Genomic DNA, 16,909 nt, shown 5'->3' with positions numbered 1-16,909 from the left:
GTCTACTCGGCGGCGGCTTCGGGACGCACCTGGCGCGGCAGCGGGAAGAACTCGTTCTCTTCCGCGGCCGAGACCGTCTCCACATGCAGCGTGTAGCGCTCGGCGAACGCGTCCATGATCTCCTCGACGATCACTTCCGGCGCGGACGCGCCCGCGGTGATGCCGAGGCTCTTGATGTTGCCGAACCTGGTCCAGTCGATGTCGGTGGCGCGCTGCGCCAGTACCGCGATCCCGCAGCCTTCGCGCTCAGCGACCTCACGCAGGCGCTGCGAATTCGACGAGTTCGGCGCACCGACCACAATCAGGGCGTCGACCACCGGCGCCACCTTCTTCACCGCGAGCTGGCGGTTGGTGGTGGCGTAGCAGATGTCTTCCTTGTGCGGGCCGTTGATGTTCGGGAAACGCTCCTTGAGCAGCGCCACGATCTCCGCGGTGTCGTCGATCGACAGCGTGGTCTGCGTCACGAAGGCGATGTTGTCGGGGTTCTTCGGGACGATGGTCTTGGCGTCCTCGGCGGTCTCGATCAGGGTCACGGCGCCGACCGGAAGCTGGCCGAGCGTGCCGACCACTTCGGGGTGGTGGGAATGGCCGATCAGGAAGATCTCGCGGCCACGCTTGAAGTGGATCGCGGCCTCGCGGTGCACCTTGGTCACCAGCGGGCAGGTCGCATCCAGCGAGAACAAATTGCGGGAGGTGGCGTCGGCCGGGACCGATTTCGGCACGCCATGGGCCGAGAACACCACCGGCGCGGTGGTGTTTTCCGGGATTTCGGCGAGCTCTTCGACGAAGATCGCGCCCTTCTTCTTCAACCCGTCGACGACGTATTTGTTGTGCACAATCTCGTGGCGAACATAGACGGGGGCGCCGTATTTATCGAGCGCCCGTTCCACGGTGTCGATCGCCCGGACCACCCCGGCGCAGAAGCCGCGGGGAGAACAAAGCACGATCTTGAGGTCTGGTTTGGCTGACATTGAGCGATCTCGGGACCGAATCACCCGTTTCGCCTTCTGGCGGGGGCGGTCAATGGATGGAATAGGGCTTAAAGGGGTCTGCTAGGACTTTACAGGCGCTTCCAAGGGAATTGGGCCCCCTTTCGGGCTCTGTCAAGGCACTATCTATAGCAGAACCATTGCGTGGCTAGCCCCTCCGGGCTTATATAGCGCGAATTCCCTGTCATCGCTGATGACCACCGGTTTCGCCTCCAGAGGGGTGGGCGAAGCACAAAGGAGATTTGCCATGAGCAACGCACCTCTGATGCCCAAGGCGACCGCCGTCTGGCTGCTCGACAACACCGCGCTGACCTTCGACCAGGTCGCCGATTTCACCAAGATGCATCCCCTCGAGGTGCGTGCGATCGCCGACGGCGACGCTGCCCAGGGCATCAAGGGCATGGATCCCCTCTCCAACGGCCAGCTGACCCGCGAGGAGATCGAGAAGGGCGAGAAGAACCCGGACTACCGGCTCCGCCTCCAGGAGAGCAAGGTGATTCTGCCGCCCCAGCCCAAGCGCAAGGGCCCGCGCTACACCCCGGTCTCCCGCCGTCACGAGCGCCCGAGCGCCATCCTCTGGCTGCTGCGCAGCCATCCGGAGCTCAAGGACGCCCAGATCATGCGTCTGGTCGGCACCACCAAGAGCACCATCGCCAGCGTTCGCGACCGCACCCACTGGAACACCTCCCAGCTGACCCCGATCGACCCGGTGACCCTTGGCCTTTGCTCGCAGATCGAGCTCGATTTCGAAGTGGCCCGCGCGGCGAAGGAAAAGCCGATCGACGCATCCTACGGTGGCGCCACCCTGCTGCCGGCCTCCGAGACCACCAAGAAGGACGAGTTCGAGCCGGCGGAGCGATCGAACGACGATCTCAACGTCGACGCCGTGTTCGCCAAGCTGAAGACGCTCGGCGGCAAGAAGCAGGACGAGGAGGAGGAGTAAGGCTCCGCTCCCGGTTACGATCGAACGCAATTCGAACGCGGCAGGGAAACCTGCCGCGTTTTTGTTTTGCGGAGACCCTCGCGATCGGCACAGATGCAGCCACACGCAAGCTGCAGTCCCCTCCCCCCTTGCGGGGGAGGGTTAGGGAGAGGGGTTGCCCCACGGGGACTTCCTCCATCAATTCAAAGCGGCTGGCGAAGCTCTCTCGCGCCTTTTGCTGGGCTGCCCCTCTCCCCCGCCCTCCCCCGCAAGGGGGGAGGGAGCGCAGGGTCAACCGCGGCCACAGCTCGTCTTCAAACAACGCGTCAAAACTTGTACGTCACACCGCCACCGACCAGCCACGGATCGATATGCGCGGTGCCTGTGACCGGCAGGCCGCTGACGGTCGCTGAGTAATCCGGCCGCAGCCAGAGCTTCTTGACGTCGACGTTGAGACCCCAGTGCCGGTCGAGCATGTAGTCAAAGCCGAACTGCACGGCGCCGCCCCAGGCGTTGCTGACGTGCACGCTGGTGGTGGTGGCAACGATCGCGGGCGGACCGACGATGGCGGCTGGCGCATTGGCAGCCGAATTGTTGAAGAACACGGTGTAGTTCACGCCGGCGCCGATATACGGCTTGAACGCGCCGAAATTGTCGAAGTGATATTGCAAGGTCAGCGTCGGCGGCAGCAGCGTGGTCTTGCCGATCGGCAGGTTCGCGAGCGAGCCGTTGCCGCTGATCGAGTGCCTGGTCACGCCGAGGATCAGCTCGGCCGCGATGTTCTTGGTGAAGAAATAGCTGATGTCGAGCTCGGGCACGACCTGGTCGCTGATCGAGAGCCCGGAATTCGGCGACGACAGCGACGGCACGCCTGCGACATTGACGGTTGAGCCACCGGCATCCGGCAACACGCCAAGCACGCGCAGACGCACCATCCACGGATTGAACGCTTCTACCGACGGCGGTGCCTTCTTATAGACAGGCAGATCGGCCGCCTGCACCGAGCCAAAAGTTCCCACGAGCATCGCGCCAACTGTCGCAAGCCGCGCCAGGTTTTTTGTCGTTCCGTTCATTGCATTCCCCTTCAGCCATCTCTCGCGCGTCGTTGCGCGACATCAGCGTCAGAGCAGAAAGGGGATGGTGATGGATTTGACGCCGATCAAATCAGGACTGACGCGACACGATTTGGTTGTGGCGTTGCCGATGTGTCACGAGAAACGCGAATGAATGCGCAGGATAATTCCGTAGCCGATGTCACGGCCGCTCGGGATGGTTCAGCATGTACTCGCCGAGATCGCGCTGACGGCGGTCGGACCGGGCGGTGGCAGCGTTGCGCTGGACGTCGCGGTCCTTGCGGCAGGCCACGTATTCGGGCGAGCCCTGCGCATAGCCGCGACTCTGACAGACCGCGTCGTCATCGTCACCGCCCACCGCCACCGGCGTCTGGTAGCGCGCGGAGCAGGCGGAGACAGCGACGGCGAGCAGCACGGCGACAAGCAGGCGCGGCGCGGTGGCGAGTGGCATACGAGGTCCCCTGTTGGCCGGCCCTGTTTAGCCCGGAATGAGGAGATTGTAAGTCCCTGGGCGTCGTTCCCCACGCGCTGTCATTCCCCGCGACCCGGCTACGCCAAGGCTTCGCCGGGGTTGAGGTCCAGGGGCGCCGAAGCTTTAGCGTAGGCGGCAGGCGGGGAATCCAATACTCCGCGGCGGTCATTGGGTCACACAACTCCGGCCGCGGCGTACTGGATCACCCGCTTTCGCGGGTGATGACAGCGGAGATCGCCTCACACCCTGCCCTTCAGCGCCTCGCCGATCTCGTCCAGCACCTTGGGATCCTCGATCGTGGCCGGCATGGTCCAGGCTTCGCCATCGGCGATCTTCTTGATGGTGCCGCGCAGGATCTTCCCCGAGCGCGTCTTCGGCAGGCGGCCGACGGTGATGGCGAGCTTGAAGGCGGCAACGGGGCCGAGCCTGTCGCGCACCAGCGCGACAATCTCCTTTTCGATCTCCGCAGGCGCGCGCTTCACGCCGGCCTTGAGCACCAGGAAGCCGCAGGGCACCTCGCCCTTGATCGCGTCCTTGACGCCGAGCACGGCACATTCGGCAACATCCGGATGCGAGGCCAAAATCTCCTCCATGCCGCCGGTGGAGAGTCTGTGGCCGGCGACGTTGATAATGTCGTCGGTGCGGCCCATCACGAAGACATAGCCGTCCTCATCCTTGTAGCCGGCGTCCGAGGTTTTGTAGTAGCCGGGGAATTCAGTGAGGTAGGCTTCCTTGAAGCGCGCATCCTGATTCCACAGCGTCGGCAGGCAGGCCGGTGGCATCGGCAGCTTGATGACGATCGAGCCCATGGTATTGGGGCCGACGGGCTTTGCGGCTTCGTCGACGACGTCGACCTGGTAGCCCGGCATCGGCACCGTCGGCGAGCCATGCTTCACCGGCAGCATGCCGAGACCGACCGGATTGCCGGCGATGCACCAGCCCGTCTCGGTCTGCCACCAATGGTCGATCACCGGCACCTTGAGCTGCTGCTCCGCCCATTCCACCGTCGGCGGATCGGCGCGCTCGCCGGCGAGGAACAGCGTGCGGAATTGCGACAGGTCGTATTGCCGGATGAACTTGCCTTCCGGATCCTCTTTGCGGATGGCGCGGAACGCCGTCGGTGCGGTGAAGAAGGCGACCGCCTTGTGCTCGCTGATGACGCGCCAGAACGCGCCGGCATCGGGCGTGCCGATTGGCTTGCCCTCGTACATGATCGACGTCGCACCATGCAGCAGCGGGCCATAGATGATGTAGCTGTGGCCGACCACCCAGCCGATGTCGGAGCCACACCACCAGACCTCGCCCGGCTTGACGCCATAGAGATTGAACATCGACCATTTCACCGCGACGAGATGGCCGCCATTGTCGCGCACGACGCCCTTGGGAATCCCGGTCGTGCCTGAAGTGTAGAGGATGTAGAGCGGATCGGTGGCGGCGACAGGCACGCAAGGGGCTTTCTTGCCGTCGTTCATCGCCTTGCGGCGCAGGCTCGCCCAATCGTAGTCGCGGCCGGGCGTGAGGTCGCAGATGTGCTGGGGACGTTGCAGCACGATGCAGGCCTTCGGCTTCGTGCCCGCAAGCTTGATCGCCTCGTCGAGCAGTGGCTTGTACTGCACGATCCGGCCGGGCTCGATGCCGCAGCTCGCGGAGAGGATGAGCTTCGGCTGCGCGTCGTCGATGCGGGTGGCGAGCTCCTTGGCGGCAAAGCCGCCGAACACAACCGAGTGCACCGCGCCAATGCGCGCGCAGGCGAGCATCGCGACCACCGCCTCCGGCACCATCGGCATATAGAGGATGACACGATCGCCCTTGGCGACGCCAAAATCCTGCATGATGGCAGCGAGCGCCTGCACCTCACCCAATAGCTCGGCATAGGTGAACTTGGTGACCGAGCCCGTCAGCGGCGAATCATGGATCAGCGCGACCTGGTCGGCGCGGCCGCGTTCGACATGGCGGTCGAGCGCGTTGTAGCAGGTGTTGACGACGCCCCCCATGAACCAGCGGCCGTAGACGCCCTGCGAGGCATCGAAGATCGTCTTTGGCGGCTCGATCCAGTCGATCTCCGTGGCCGCCTCGGCCCAGAAGCCCTGGGGATCAGCCAGCGAGCGCGCATGGACCTCGTGATAGAGGCTCGTTCCCTTGACGTTCATTCCCGCGCTCCCATCCCTTTGTTCGCCTGGCCTTGACCTGACCGACAGGACGAGCGTCCCGCCATGACAGGGATCAAGTGCCGGCGTTGTTTGAGAGGTATTTTCCCGGGAACGGGCCGCGGTTCAAGCTGAAAAGGATGGGTCTTTGGGAGGGAGGGAAGAAAGGCCATCGAGGCAAGCTGGAGCCACGACAAAGGTGAGCCCTCTCCCCCTTGCGGGGGAGAGCGGGAGAGAGGGGTGGCCACGAACTCAGTCTAGAGTTTGTGGCCACCCCTCTCCCTAACCCTCCCCCGCAAGGGGGAGGGAACGCAGTGTGCGCGTAGAGGCGCCTCAACTCTCCATCGCATTCAGCCGCTGCAACCGTTCCTGCATGATCTTCTTCAGATCGTAGCCCGGACGGCGGAAGCTGGCATCACGGGTGGCGAGGAAATCGCGCTGGGTCTTGCGCAGGTCGCCGGCGGAGCGGCCTTTCGTGGCCTTCAGCACCCGCTCATAGGTCTCGGCAATCTGGCGATCGAGCACGCCGAGTTGCGGATCGGCGCAGATCACCTTCTCGACCTCGCGCTTCGCCGTGGCGCAATCGAACGACGGGCCGTTGCCGGAACTCGCCGCGAGCGGACGCAGCGGCTCGGCGCCGAACTTCGCAATCTCCGCGATCATGCTGCGGCGGCCGTTGGCGGCATTCTCGTTGCCGGGATCGAGCTTCAGCGCCGTCTCGTAATCGGCCAGCGCCTTCTTGCGTTCGCCCATCTTCTTGTAGAGCACCGCGCGGTTGTTGAAGGTCTGCGCGAAATTCGGATCGATCTTCAGCGCAGCCTCGTAGTCGCTGAGCGCCGCGCCAAGCTCGCCCTTGAGCTGGTAAGAGTCGCCGCGGTTGGTGAAGAAGTTCGGCCGCGGCGCCAGCCGCAGCGCCTGGTCGTAGTCGGCGATCGCCTTGTCGTACTCACCCATCGCGGCCAGCACCAGGCCACGATTGTCGTAATATTCGGGGACCTTCGGATCGAGCCTGATCGCCTCGCCGTCATCGGCGACCGCCTTGTCGAGCTGGCCGAGCTTCTTGTAGGCCGCGCCGCGATTGGTGTAGGCGCGCGGCCGGTTCGGATCGAGCCGCAGCGCCTCGCTGAGATCGCGGATCGCCTTCTCGTTGTCGCCGCCGAGATAATAGTTCACGCCGCGGTCGGACCAGGCCTGCGCATCATCCGGCTTCAGCTTGATCGCCTGATCGTAATCGGCGAGCGCGCGGTCGAGCCGGCGCTGATTGGTGTAGACGACGCCGCGTAGCTCGTAGGCTTCCGCGTCCTGTGGATCGAGCTCGATGGCCTTGCTGAGATCAGCCGCGGCACGGTTGAGATCTCCGCCGGCCTCGCGCAGCAGGTCGCCGCGCAGGCGCCATGCCTTTGCATTCCTGCCGTCCAGCGCGATGGCGCGGTCGATATCCCGCAGCGCCTGCGTGAGGCCGCCTGAGGTTCGCGCATTGGCGTCGGCGCGCACCAGCAGCGCGGCGGCGCGGTCGGAGCTCGAATTGGTGGTTTGGTCGATGATGGCGCCGCACGCCGTGATCAGTTCGGCGGGCGCAGTCTTGCTGCCCATCACGCAATCGACGGTAGCAGAGGCCGGGGCGGCGAGGATAAGGCTCATCGCGGCGCTGAGCAGGAAGGCGCGAAGCGGGATTTTGGCAAACGGGAACATTTGCGCGGAAGAACGCGTGCCCACATCGGGAAGACTCCGTGACATCAGGTGTTCACCATTGTCGCGGCGGGCGAGGAATGGGTTCAATTCGGCCCTGTTGGGACGCACCGCCGCCCGCACTCCCTCGCCCCGCTTGCGGGGAGAGCCGAAGACCGCCTCAATACCCGTCCACCCCGTTCAGTCGCTGCAATCTGTCTTGCATCGCTTTCTTGAGATCGTACCCGGATCGCCCATAACCAGCATTGCGGCGAACAATGAACTCGTCCTGCTCGCGCTGAAGCGCCCTGGCTTCCGCAGGATTGCGTGCCTCCCGGATCGCGCGGGCGTTCGACGCAAAAATCTCCCGATCGAGATCGGCGAGCTCGCGGTTGGCGCAGATGGCCTTCTCGACGGCCCGGGCCGCACTCCTGCAATTGAAGCTGGGTTTGCCGGCCACCGCCATCTGCGCGCCGATCCGCTCGAGCTCGCGCGCCATCGCCTTGTGATTGGCCTTGGCCTTCTCGTGGTTCGGATCGATCTTCAGTGCGGCGCCGAAATCCTGCACCGCCTTCGGCTTGTCGCCCTTCTTCAGCCAGAGCTCGCCGCGGGCGTTGAAGAGGTCGGCCAGGGTCGGATCGAGCTGAAGAGCACGGCTGTCGTCGGCGATCGCGCGGTCGACCTGATCATGCCGCGCATAAAGCGCGCCGCGCGCGACCAGCGCCTTGACCAGGTCCGCCTTGGCCGTCTTCTCATTGTCGATGACGGACGCGCAGGCGGAGCCGGCCTTGTCCATGTCGTCGGCGGCAGCAGCAGCGAGGCACGGCGCGACATCGACCTGCACGACGGCGGCGGGCTCGCCGCCGGTCGCGGCATGGGCTGCCCCGAGCGAAAGCGCACAGAGCGCCACCGCACCGGACAATCGAATGAGATTTTGAGAACGCATGCTTGCTGCAGTCGGACAGTCTTGGCTTGAGTCTTGGCTTGAATCTTGGCCTGGGCCTGGCTTGAGCCTTGCCTTGAGGACGCACTATCCATCATACGGCCGGATTGGTGCTAGCTTGTGGCACAGCCAAAATCGGTTTCGGGGATCAACGTGTCGACATTCGAATGGATCATCGTGCTTCTGCTCGGCGCCGTTGCATTATCGGCGCTGGCGCGGCGGATCAAGGTCCCCTACCCGACCTTTCTCGCCATCGGCGGCGCGCTGATCGCCTTCGTGCCGAACAGCCCGTCCTGGACGCTCGAACCCGACCTGGCATTGGCGCTTTTTGTCGCACCGGTGCTGATGGATGCCGCCTTCGACACCTCGCTGCGCGATCTCCGCAACAACTGGGTTCCGGTCTCGACCCTGGTGGTGGCCGCGGTCGGCCTGACCACGGTCGGCGTGGCCTTCGTCGCGCACCGGCTGATGCCTGACATGCCCTGGGCCGCCGCCATTGCGCTCGGCGCCATCGTGGCCCCGCCGGATGCCGCGGCAGCGGTTGCAATCCTGAGCCAGGTCAAGCTGCCCTATCGCATGGTGAAGGTGCTGGAGGGCGAGAGCCTGCTCAACGACGCCAGCGCGCTCCTGATCTATCGCATCGCGGTCGGCGCTGTCGTCATGGAGCATCTGAAATGGAGCGAGGTCGCGCCGACGATTGCACTCGGGCTGGTCGGCAGCGTCCTCGCCGGTCTTTTGGCCGGGCGCATCATCCCGCTGTTCCTGGAACGCGTGAAGGAAGCGCCGAGCGCGATCATCGTGCAGTTCGCCACCACCTTCATGGTCTGGATCGCAGCCGAGCATCTCGGCCTCTCCGGCATCCTCACCATCGTCGTCTACGCCATCACCGTCGCGCGCACGGCGGGGGCGCGCATGCCGGCGCGGTTGCGGGTGCCGTCCTATGCGGTCTGGGAGACGATGGTGTTCGTGCTCAACGTGCTCGCCTTCATGCTGATCGGCATGCAGATGCGGCCGATCTGGACGCGGTTGGACGCGGAGGTGCGCTGGGAATATTGCGTGGCGGCCGCCTGGATCCTGCTCACAGTGGTCCTGGTGCGGCTTGCCTGGATCACGTTCTACCGCGCGACGCTGCGCGTCCTGATCGCGCACGGGCTCTATCATCCGAAGGATCCCAAGCAGGTTGCCTCGCCGAAGGGTGGCCTCATCATCTCCTGGTGCGGCATGCGCGGTCTCGTCACGCTCGCCACCGCCTTCGCCCTGCCGGAAAACTTCCCCTATCGCGACTTCATCGTCTTCATCGCCTTTGCGGTGGTGCTGGGCTCGCTGGTCATCCAGGGCCTGACGCTGCGGCCGCTGATTCTCGCCTTCGGCCTCAAGGACGACGATCCCGTCGGTATCGAGGTCGCGCGCGCCCGCGCAGTCGCCTATCGCGCCGCGCTCGATGCGATCGAGGACGATCCGTCGGAGGAAGCGGAAATCCTGCGGCTCGAATACCGCGCCATCCTGATGCAGGCCGACGACGATCCGCACGGCGGCATCGCCAATGGCGAGTTGCCCGCCGATCCGCTGCGCCGCCGCGCCATCGAGGCCGCGCGCAAATCGATCCTCGGCCTTCGCGATACCGAAGTGATCGGCGACGACGCGTTTCACCGGATCGAGGAAGAGCTCGATCGCGCAGAATTGAGCGCGGGGGGATAGCTCGCCGTCGTCCCGGACAAGCGCAGCGCAGATCCGGGACCCATAACCACAGGCCATGGTTTTGCGAAGACTCGGAGTTGCCAGCTCGCGCCACAACTGCTCCCTGTGGTTATGGGTCCCGGGCTCGCGCTTCGCGCGCCCCGGGACGACAGCGGGGGCGTTGAACCAAACACCGCCTCTCCAGACACATTCCAGATGACGACCTTGATCGACGACCGTCGTGTACGCGCGCGTGATGCGTCGCCTGCACGATCTTTTTATCTCAATATGGCACTGGCCTGCGCGGCCACCGCGTTTCTCGGCTTCGCGCCGACCTATTTCGTACCGCTCGCGCAGCGGACGTTCTCGGCGAGCCCGGTCATTCATTTTCACGGGCTCTTGTTCTTCACCTGGTCCCTCTATTTCGTGATCCAGACCTGGCTCGCGGCGTCGGGCCGTGTGGTCAATCACCGCGCGCTCGGGATTGCCGGCGTGTCGCTTGCGACCGCGATGACGATTTTCGGCTTTCTCGCCTCGGTGCACGTGATGCAGCACGCCGCCGCACTTGGGCAGAAGGATGCCGGCATCGGCTTCTCGATCGTGCCGATGAGCGGCATCGCGTTCTTCGCGGTGGTGTTCGTGCTCGCGATCGTGAACACGCGAAAGCCCGAGATTCACAAGCGCCTGATGCTGCTTGCCGCGGTCTCGATCCTCGATGCCGCGATCGCGCGCTGGTTCATTACCTTCCTCGCGCCTCCCGGTCCTCCCGGCCCGCCGCCGGTGCCCGTCACGATCGCCCCGGCCGTGGTCGCGTCGCTCCTGCTTGTCGTCGCCATGGCGCGCGACTGGCGCACCGATGGCCGCGTGCACCCGGTCTACATTTACGGCACGCTCGCGCTGCTGGCGGTGAAGGTGCTGAACTGGCCGATCAGCGAGAGTGCGGCGTGGCATTCGTTTGCCGGCGGGATTCTGGCGCTGGCGCAGTAGTTCTCCGATGTCGTCCCGGACAAGCGCAGCGCAGATCCGGGATCCATAGCCACAGGACGTGGTTTGGCGAAGACTCGGAGTTGCTAGCTCGCGCGGCAACTTCGTCCTATGGTTATGGGTCCCGGGTTCGCGCTTTGCGCGCCCCGGGACGACAGTGGAGTATGAGGCGCCTTAAGCCCCCGCCTTGCACGTGATCCCGCCGTCGACCACGAGCTCGATCCCCGTCACATATTTCGACTCGTCCGACGCCAGGAACAGCGCGGCATTGGCGACGTCCCAGGCCTCGCCCATGTGCCCCATCGGCACCTGCGCATCGCGGGCGCGCCACATCGCCTCGACGTCGCCATTGGCGTAGCTGTTCGCGAGACCCGCGGAATGCTCCACCATCGGCGTCTTCATCAGACCGGGCAGGATTGCATTCACCCGCACATGGTTCTTCGCGAACTCGATCGCGGTGGAGCGCGTCAGCTGGTTCATCGCGGCCTTGCTGGCGTTGTAGCTGACATAGGAAATCCCGACATGCCGGATCGAGGCGATCGAGGAGATGTTGATGATCGAGCCGCCGCCCTGCTTCACCATCACGGGGACGACATGTTTCATGGCAAGATAGGCACTCTTGAGGTTGACAGTGAAGACGCGGTCCCAGCTCTCCTCGGCGACCTCGACCACGCTGCCCATCTCGGCGATGCCGACATTGTTGTCGAGCACATCGATGCGGCCATAGGCCTTCAGGCACGCCGCCACCATCGCCTCTATCTCGCTCGCGCGCGAGACGTCCGCGGTGAAGGCAGTCGCATTGCCGCCCTCACCCGTGATGATCTTCGCGGTCTCCTCGGCTGCAGCACCGTTGCGGTCGACGCAAAACACCTGCGCGCCCTCGCGCGCAAAGGTCACCGCGGTCGCCTTGCCGTTGCCCCAGCCGGGCCCGATCGAGCCGGCGCCCACCACCATCGCAACCTTGCCCTTGAGCCGATCCATCGCATTTCTCCCTTGCTGTTGTTCTTGTAGCCCGGATGGAGCGWAGCGTAATCCGGGGCGACTGTTCCCGGATTGCGCTTCGCTTCATCCGGGCTACGGATCGTTACAGATCTTCATYGTCGTGACGTTAGCACCGATCGGATGCCCGACAATCTCCGACAACGTCCGGCACTTTCCCTCATGGCATAACCGCCATTCCCCGGCCGCACCCGAATTGCCGAGCACGACCTCCGGCATCGGTGCACGCTGCGGCTGCCATTGAAACCAGCCGTCGACGAGCCGCGCCTCGGGCGGCGGCTCCATGCCGGGCCCGGTGCCCTTGACGCGCGCCTGCACCAGTTCGAGGCCGGCAGGCGTCACGCGCCAGTCCTCCTGCCAGTCGACCTTCGCGATCGAATGCGTCCACACCAGCGTGAAGGCGGAAAGCGCCAGCGCTTTCACGCCACCCGCTGTTGCGAAGCAGAGGCTCACGTCGCTTCGACGATGGCCGGCGGACGCTGCCGCCATTGCCACAGCACGAGCGCGGCGGAGAGCAGGAAGCCCACGGTGTCGCTGAAGGCGAAGTCACCGAGCAGGCAGAGCGCGGCTCCGAGCGCGAGCACGCGTTCGAGCAGCGTCATGCGCGTGAACAGAAAACCGATCGCGACCATGCCGAACAGGCCGATCGCCACCAGCGCCTTGAAGGTCGCGAGCGCCACCGCGCCGTAGAAGCCGAGCTTGGCCGCCATGGGATCGCCGGCCTGCAGCATCAGCGCCGGCGAATAGACGAAGATGAACGGAATGACGTAGCCGGCGAGCGCGATACGCATCGCCTCCCAGCCGATCTTGTCCGGGTTTTCCTTCGCGATCGGCGCTGCCGCCAATGCGGCGAGTGCCACCGGCGGCGAGAGGTCGGCCATGATGCCGTAATAGAACGCGAACATGTGGCTCGCGATCAGGGGCACGCCGAGCTTGGCCAGCGCGGGGGCCGCGAGCGCCGCGGTGATGATGTAGGTCGGGATGGTCGGAATGCCGGTGCCCAGCAGGATCGACAGCAGCATGGTCATGATCAGCGCCAGGAACAGGCTCTTCTCGCCGAGCCCGATCACCCAGCTACCAAAAATGGTGCCGACGCCGGTCTGCGACATCATGCCGATGATGACGCCGACGATGGCGCAGGCCATGCCGACCGTGATCGCCGACTTCGCACTCTCGGCCAGCGCATTGCGGCATTCGCGCAAGGCCGCGAACCCGCCGCGCACGAACGCCGTGATCACGATCAGCCCGACGACGACGCTCGCGACCGGCACGATCTGGAGACCGTCGCGCGACAGCGCGCCGACGACGAGCGCAAGTCCGATCCAGAAGATGGAGCGGACGACCATCGAGGAGGCGCCGGCCGTGATGCTGGCGCCCAGGATCAGCGTCACCGTGAGCGCAAGGCCCATGCTGCCAGCATAGAGCGGCGTAAAGCCCTCGAACAGCATGTAGACGAGCGCGGCGAGCGGCAGCACGAGGTACCAGCGCGTCACCAGCGCCTTCCAGGCGCTCGGGATCTCCGAGCGCTTCATGCCGACGAGACCGTGCTTGCCGGCTTCCAGATGCACCATCCAGAAGGCGGAGGCGAAATAGAGGATGGCCGGAATCGCGGCCGCTTTCACGATCTCCGAATATTGAACGCCGAGCGTCTCCGCCATGATGAACGCGACCGCGCCCATCACCGGCGGCATGATCTGGCCGCCCATCGAGGCCGTCGCCTCGACGCCGGCAGCAAAGGCGCGGCGATAGCCGAACTTGATCATCAGCGGAATCGTGAATTGGCCGACGGTGACGACGTTGGCTACGCCGGAGCCGGAGATGGTGCCCATCATGCCCGAGGCGAACACCGCGACCTTGGCGGGGCCGCCGCGGGTCCTGCCAAATAGCCCAAGAGAAACGTCGGTGAACAGCTGGATCATGCCGGCGCGCTCCAGGAACGAGCCGAACAGGATGAACAGGAAGATGTAGGTCGCCGAGACGTAGATCGGCACGCCGTAAAAGCCTTCGGTGCCGAACGACAGATGCGTGACGATCTGGTCGAAATCGTAGCCGCGATGGTTGAGCGGCGACGGCAGGTATTGGCCGAAGAACCAGTAGACGAGACACGCGCCGCACATCAATGGCAGCGCCGCGCCCATCAGCCGCCGCGTGCCCTCGAAGATCAGGACCGCGAGCAGGGTGCCGACCGCAAGATCGAGCCGGGTCGGATCGCCGTCGCGCGCGATCAGGTCAGCATAGAAGATCCACTGGTAGAGGCCGCAGAAGAAGCCGGCGCCGCCGATCACCCAGCCGAGCGTACGGCCGACATCGCTCTTCGCGGTGAAATTGGCGATCAGGCCGAAGGTGAGGAGAACGAGGAAGCCGACATGGACGCCGCGCACCACCTGGCTCGGCAGATAGTTGAAGGCGGCGACATAGAGCTGGAAGGTGGCGAAGGCGATGCCGATCCAGTAGGCGAGAGTGCCCCACCAGCCCGGACCAAAACCTTCCGGAAAACCGTGCTCGAAATTGTCGAATTCAACCTTGATAGGCCCTGCGGAGCCCTCTGCCTGCAACATCGATATGTCCCCAACCGTCCAGCGCTTTTAACATTGCACAGCGTATCGAGACCGTCATGCCCGGGCTTGTCCCGGGCATCCACGGACTTTCTCGCCTAGCCTTAGAACGTGGATGGCCGGGACATCCGCGCGAAGACGCGCTTCGCGCTTTTGCCCGGCCATGACGTCCGATAACGAAAGCTGACTACTTGATCAGCCCTTTTTCCTTGTAATAGCGGATCGCGCCGGGGTGCAGCGGAACCGGGCTGCCGGTGGCGGCCGTCTCGAGCTTGATCTCCTTGCCCGCGGCATGGGCGTTCTGCAATTCGGGCAGCGACTCGAAGATCAGCTTGGTCATCTGGTAGGCGAGGTCGTCCGACACCGCGGAGCTCGTCACGAGATAGTTGACTACCGCCGCGGTCGGCACGTCCTTGTCCTGGCCGGTATAGGTATTGGCCGGAATGATTGCCGAGATGAAGGGCGGGCCGATCTTGTCGATGGTTTCCTTCGGCACCGACACCACGGTGATCGAGGCCGAGCTCGAGAGATCCTTCAGCGAGGCGACGCCAAGGCCGGCCGATTGAAGCGTCGCGCCCAACTGGCGGTTCTTCATGAGGTCGACGGATTCGGCGAACGGCAGATATTCGACCTTGCCGAGGTCCTTATAGGTCATACCTGCGGCCGCGAGGATCGCACGGGAATTGAGCTCGGTGCCCGACTTCGGCGCACCGACCGAGAGGCTCTTGCCCTTGAGGTCTGCGAGCGTCTTGATGCCCGATTCGGCGGTCGCGACAATCTGGATGTAGTTCGGATAGATCGCGCCGATGGTGCGCAGCTTGTCCAGCTTGGTCTTGAAGCCGGCTTCCTCGTCGCCCTCCCAGGCGGCTTTGAGCGAGTCACCCAGCGTGAACGCAATTTCACCGCGGCCCTGCTGGAGCAGGATCAGGTTCTCGACCGACGCCTTGGTGGCCTGCACCTGCGTCTTCACGTTCGGAATCTTGTCGCCGTAAATCTTTCCGATCGCGACCCCGAGCGGATAGTAGACGCCGGAGGTGCCGCCGGTCAGCACGTTGATGAAGGATTGCGCATGCGCGCAAGGTGCCGACGCCGCCAGGGCAAGAGCCGCGGCCGCGCCAAAAATCGTCCGTTTCATGGTTGTTGTACTCCCCAAACCGGCCGGGAAATTGGCCGGATGGGGGAAGCGGGTCAACCCGTCCAAAAGTCACAACAGGACTGCGGTAAACGGCTGACCCGGCTCGATTTTTGGGGAACCCTCGGGGTGCGGCGAGGTGGCGCAGTCCGGGTCTGGCGCGTGTCTCGCCGCGCAGGCAAGCCTTACTGGCAAGCTCTTGCTGGCAAGCCCTTATTGGAAGGTCATGTCCAGGCACTTGGAGATGTCGGAGCCGAGGCCGGAGGAGATGATGATGCAGCCGCGCACCTTCTGCGCGGTGACGTCGGCGGCCCAGACCGAGTAGCCGCCGGGGCCGAAGAACGAGTTGGTGTTCGGCGGTTCGGTCTCGGTCGCGTCGAAATCGTATTTGCCGTCGGTCTCGAAGATGCGCGGCTTCTTGGTGCAGCCGCCGTCGGTCTGGACGTTGATGACTTCCTTGTTGTCGCGGGTCAGCGCGAGCGAGACCTGGCAGCGGAAATATTCCGAGGTCTTGGTATTGAACAGGTAGGTGTAGGACTTGCAGGTCGCGGTGTTGAGCTTGCCCGGGGCGAGGCCACGGCTGCACGAAATCCGCTGGTTGTGGCTGAGCTGGTAGTCATCCGCCCAGGCGGCGGGCGCCAGCGCCGTCACCAACAGCGCGGCGGCTGAGCAGGCTTTCACGACTTGGTTCATCCGAATCATCCCCCTACCAATATTTTTGTCGAATTGCGTTCTAGACTGAAAGCGGAACATAGTCGCGCGGGGACGAAGGGAAAATCACAAACTGCTGGGCAGGACGTGATGCGCTGCGGCGCTTTCGCAAATTGACCTGTAAACGCCGTTCGTGATTTGTTCAAGATGGCAACCCCAACGATGGGGAGGATGGGATGATGGCATTTTCAACGAAGACATTTGCACTTGCACTCACAGCAACGCTCGGCGCATTCAGCGCACCCGCAATGGCGCAGACCGCGGCAACGCCCTGGGAGCTCAAGCCCGACACCGGCTATGCCTATGACAAGGAAGGCAAGACCTTCTCCTACAAGATGGGCACCAACAATGCCGGTGAACTCCTGAAGGGCGCCAAGAAGGTGCCGAAAGGCACGCTGTTCTTCATCGGCCACAACGGCCAGCTCTACATGCGCAGCGGCCCGTATCTCGAAGGCGACGGCAAGTTCAAATTCGGGTCGGATCAGTAGGGGGCGACGGCCAACCCAAGCATTCGGTGTCATCACCCGCCTTGTGCGCGCTTGCGCACTGGGGCGGGTGATCCAGTATTCCAGAGGCCGTTGTGCTTCAATCGAGAGGCTGCGGCGTACTGGATGCCCCGGTCAAGCCGGGGCATGAC

The 16,909-nt window shown here is 64.4% G+C and carries 15 protein-coding genes; 4 read left to right on the top strand and 11 right to left on the bottom strand.

Features of this window, described 5'->3' with window-relative positions:
* Positions 1–2: 2 nt before the first annotated feature.
* Entirely contained in the window at positions 3–971 is a 969-nt protein-coding gene (gene ispH, locus AC1DW2_RS26775; RefSeq protein WP_063985850.1) for a 4-hydroxy-3-methylbut-2-enyl diphosphate reductase, read from the bottom strand.
* Between the two features lie 265 nt (positions 972–1,236).
* On the opposite strand from ispH, the gene AC1DW2_RS26770 reads away from it, so the two are divergent.
* Positions 1,237–1,932, top strand: a complete 696-nt coding sequence (locus AC1DW2_RS26770) for a DUF1013 domain-containing protein (RefSeq protein WP_247313471.1) — start codon at positions 1,237–1,239, stop codon at positions 1,930–1,932.
* A gap of 305 nt (positions 1,933–2,237) precedes the next feature.
* Here the strand turns inward: AC1DW2_RS26770 and AC1DW2_RS26765 are convergent, their stop codons facing one another.
* The 5 genes from AC1DW2_RS26765 to AC1DW2_RS26745 all read right to left on the bottom strand — a co-directional run bounded on the left by AC1DW2_RS26765 (position 2,238) and on the right by AC1DW2_RS26745 (position 8,217).
* The gene (locus AC1DW2_RS26765; RefSeq protein ID WP_477007483.1) at positions 2,238–2,984 is read right to left on the bottom strand and encodes an OmpW/AlkL family protein; all 747 of its coding nucleotides are present in this window, start codon (positions 2,982–2,984) and stop codon (positions 2,238–2,240) included.
* A 181-nt stretch (positions 2,985–3,165) separates the two neighbouring features.
* Positions 3,166–3,435, bottom strand: coding sequence for a hypothetical protein (locus AC1DW2_RS26760; protein ID WP_354177718.1), 270 nt, complete (start codon positions 3,433–3,435; stop codon positions 3,166–3,168).
* A gap of 260 nt (positions 3,436–3,695) precedes the next feature.
* Positions 3,696–5,606, bottom strand: coding sequence for a propionyl-CoA synthetase (locus AC1DW2_RS26755; RefSeq protein WP_477007482.1), 1,911 nt, complete (start codon positions 5,604–5,606; stop codon positions 3,696–3,698).
* 330 nt (positions 5,607–5,936) lie between these two features.
* Positions 5,937–7,295 carry a tetratricopeptide repeat protein gene (locus AC1DW2_RS26750; RefSeq protein ID WP_477007494.1) on the bottom strand — a complete coding sequence of 453 codons (1,359 nt, stop codon included), beginning with the start codon at positions 7,293–7,295 and terminating at the stop codon, positions 5,937–5,939.
* Between the two features lie 157 nt (positions 7,296–7,452).
* Complete coding sequence (locus tag AC1DW2_RS26745) at positions 7,453–8,217, bottom strand: tetratricopeptide repeat protein (protein WP_354177721.1); 765 nt, start codon at positions 8,215–8,217, stop codon at positions 7,453–7,455.
* A 117-nt stretch (positions 8,218–8,334) separates the two neighbouring features.
* Here AC1DW2_RS26745 and AC1DW2_RS26740 point away from each other — a divergent pair, with 117 nt between their 5' ends.
* A complete protein-coding gene (locus AC1DW2_RS26740; RefSeq protein ID WP_081369119.1) occupies positions 8,335–9,912 on the top strand; it encodes a cation:proton antiporter in 1,578 nt (525 codons plus the stop codon).
* Positions 9,913–10,107: 195 nt separating this feature from the next.
* Entirely contained in the window at positions 10,108–10,878 is a 771-nt protein-coding gene (locus AC1DW2_RS26735; protein WP_477007481.1) for a hypothetical protein, read from the top strand.
* Positions 10,879–11,049: 171 nt separating this feature from the next.
* Here the strand turns inward: AC1DW2_RS26735 and AC1DW2_RS26730 are convergent, their stop codons facing one another.
* From AC1DW2_RS26730 to AC1DW2_RS26710, 5 genes are all read right to left on the bottom strand, one after another.
* Positions 11,050–11,856, bottom strand: coding sequence for an SDR family NAD(P)-dependent oxidoreductase (locus AC1DW2_RS26730; protein WP_477007480.1), 807 nt, complete (start codon positions 11,854–11,856; stop codon positions 11,050–11,052).
* 93 nt (positions 11,857–11,949) lie between these two features.
* Positions 11,950–12,363, bottom strand: coding sequence for a DUF1850 domain-containing protein (locus AC1DW2_RS26725; protein WP_477007479.1), 414 nt, complete (start codon positions 12,361–12,363; stop codon positions 11,950–11,952).
* Positions 12,324–14,432: a TRAP transporter permease gene (locus AC1DW2_RS26720; RefSeq protein ID WP_208068169.1), complete on the bottom strand. Its 2,109-nt coding sequence runs from the start codon at positions 14,430–14,432 to the stop codon at positions 12,324–12,326. Before AC1DW2_RS26720 ends, AC1DW2_RS26725 begins: the two co-directional genes overlap by 40 nt.
* Positions 14,433–14,616: 184 nt before the next feature.
* Positions 14,617–15,564, bottom strand: coding sequence for a TAXI family TRAP transporter solute-binding subunit (locus tag AC1DW2_RS26715; RefSeq protein ID WP_166104196.1), 948 nt, complete (start codon positions 15,562–15,564; stop codon positions 14,617–14,619).
* Positions 15,565–15,774: 210 nt separating this feature from the next.
* Positions 15,775–16,254 carry a hypothetical protein gene (locus AC1DW2_RS26710; protein ID WP_071917094.1) on the bottom strand — a complete coding sequence of 160 codons (480 nt, stop codon included), beginning with the start codon at positions 16,252–16,254 and terminating at the stop codon, positions 15,775–15,777.
* Between the two features lie 197 nt (positions 16,255–16,451).
* Between AC1DW2_RS26710 and AC1DW2_RS26705 the strand changes: the two genes are divergently transcribed.
* The gene (locus AC1DW2_RS26705; RefSeq protein ID WP_166104193.1) at positions 16,452–16,760 is read left to right on the top strand and encodes a hypothetical protein; all 309 of its coding nucleotides are present in this window, start codon (positions 16,452–16,454) and stop codon (positions 16,758–16,760) included.
* The last annotated feature ends 149 nt before the right edge of the window (positions 16,761–16,909 follow it).

It is taken from the genome of Bradyrhizobium sp. P3_C3, assembly GCF_056402655.1.
This window is presented reverse-complemented; position numbering and strand designations above follow the sequence as displayed.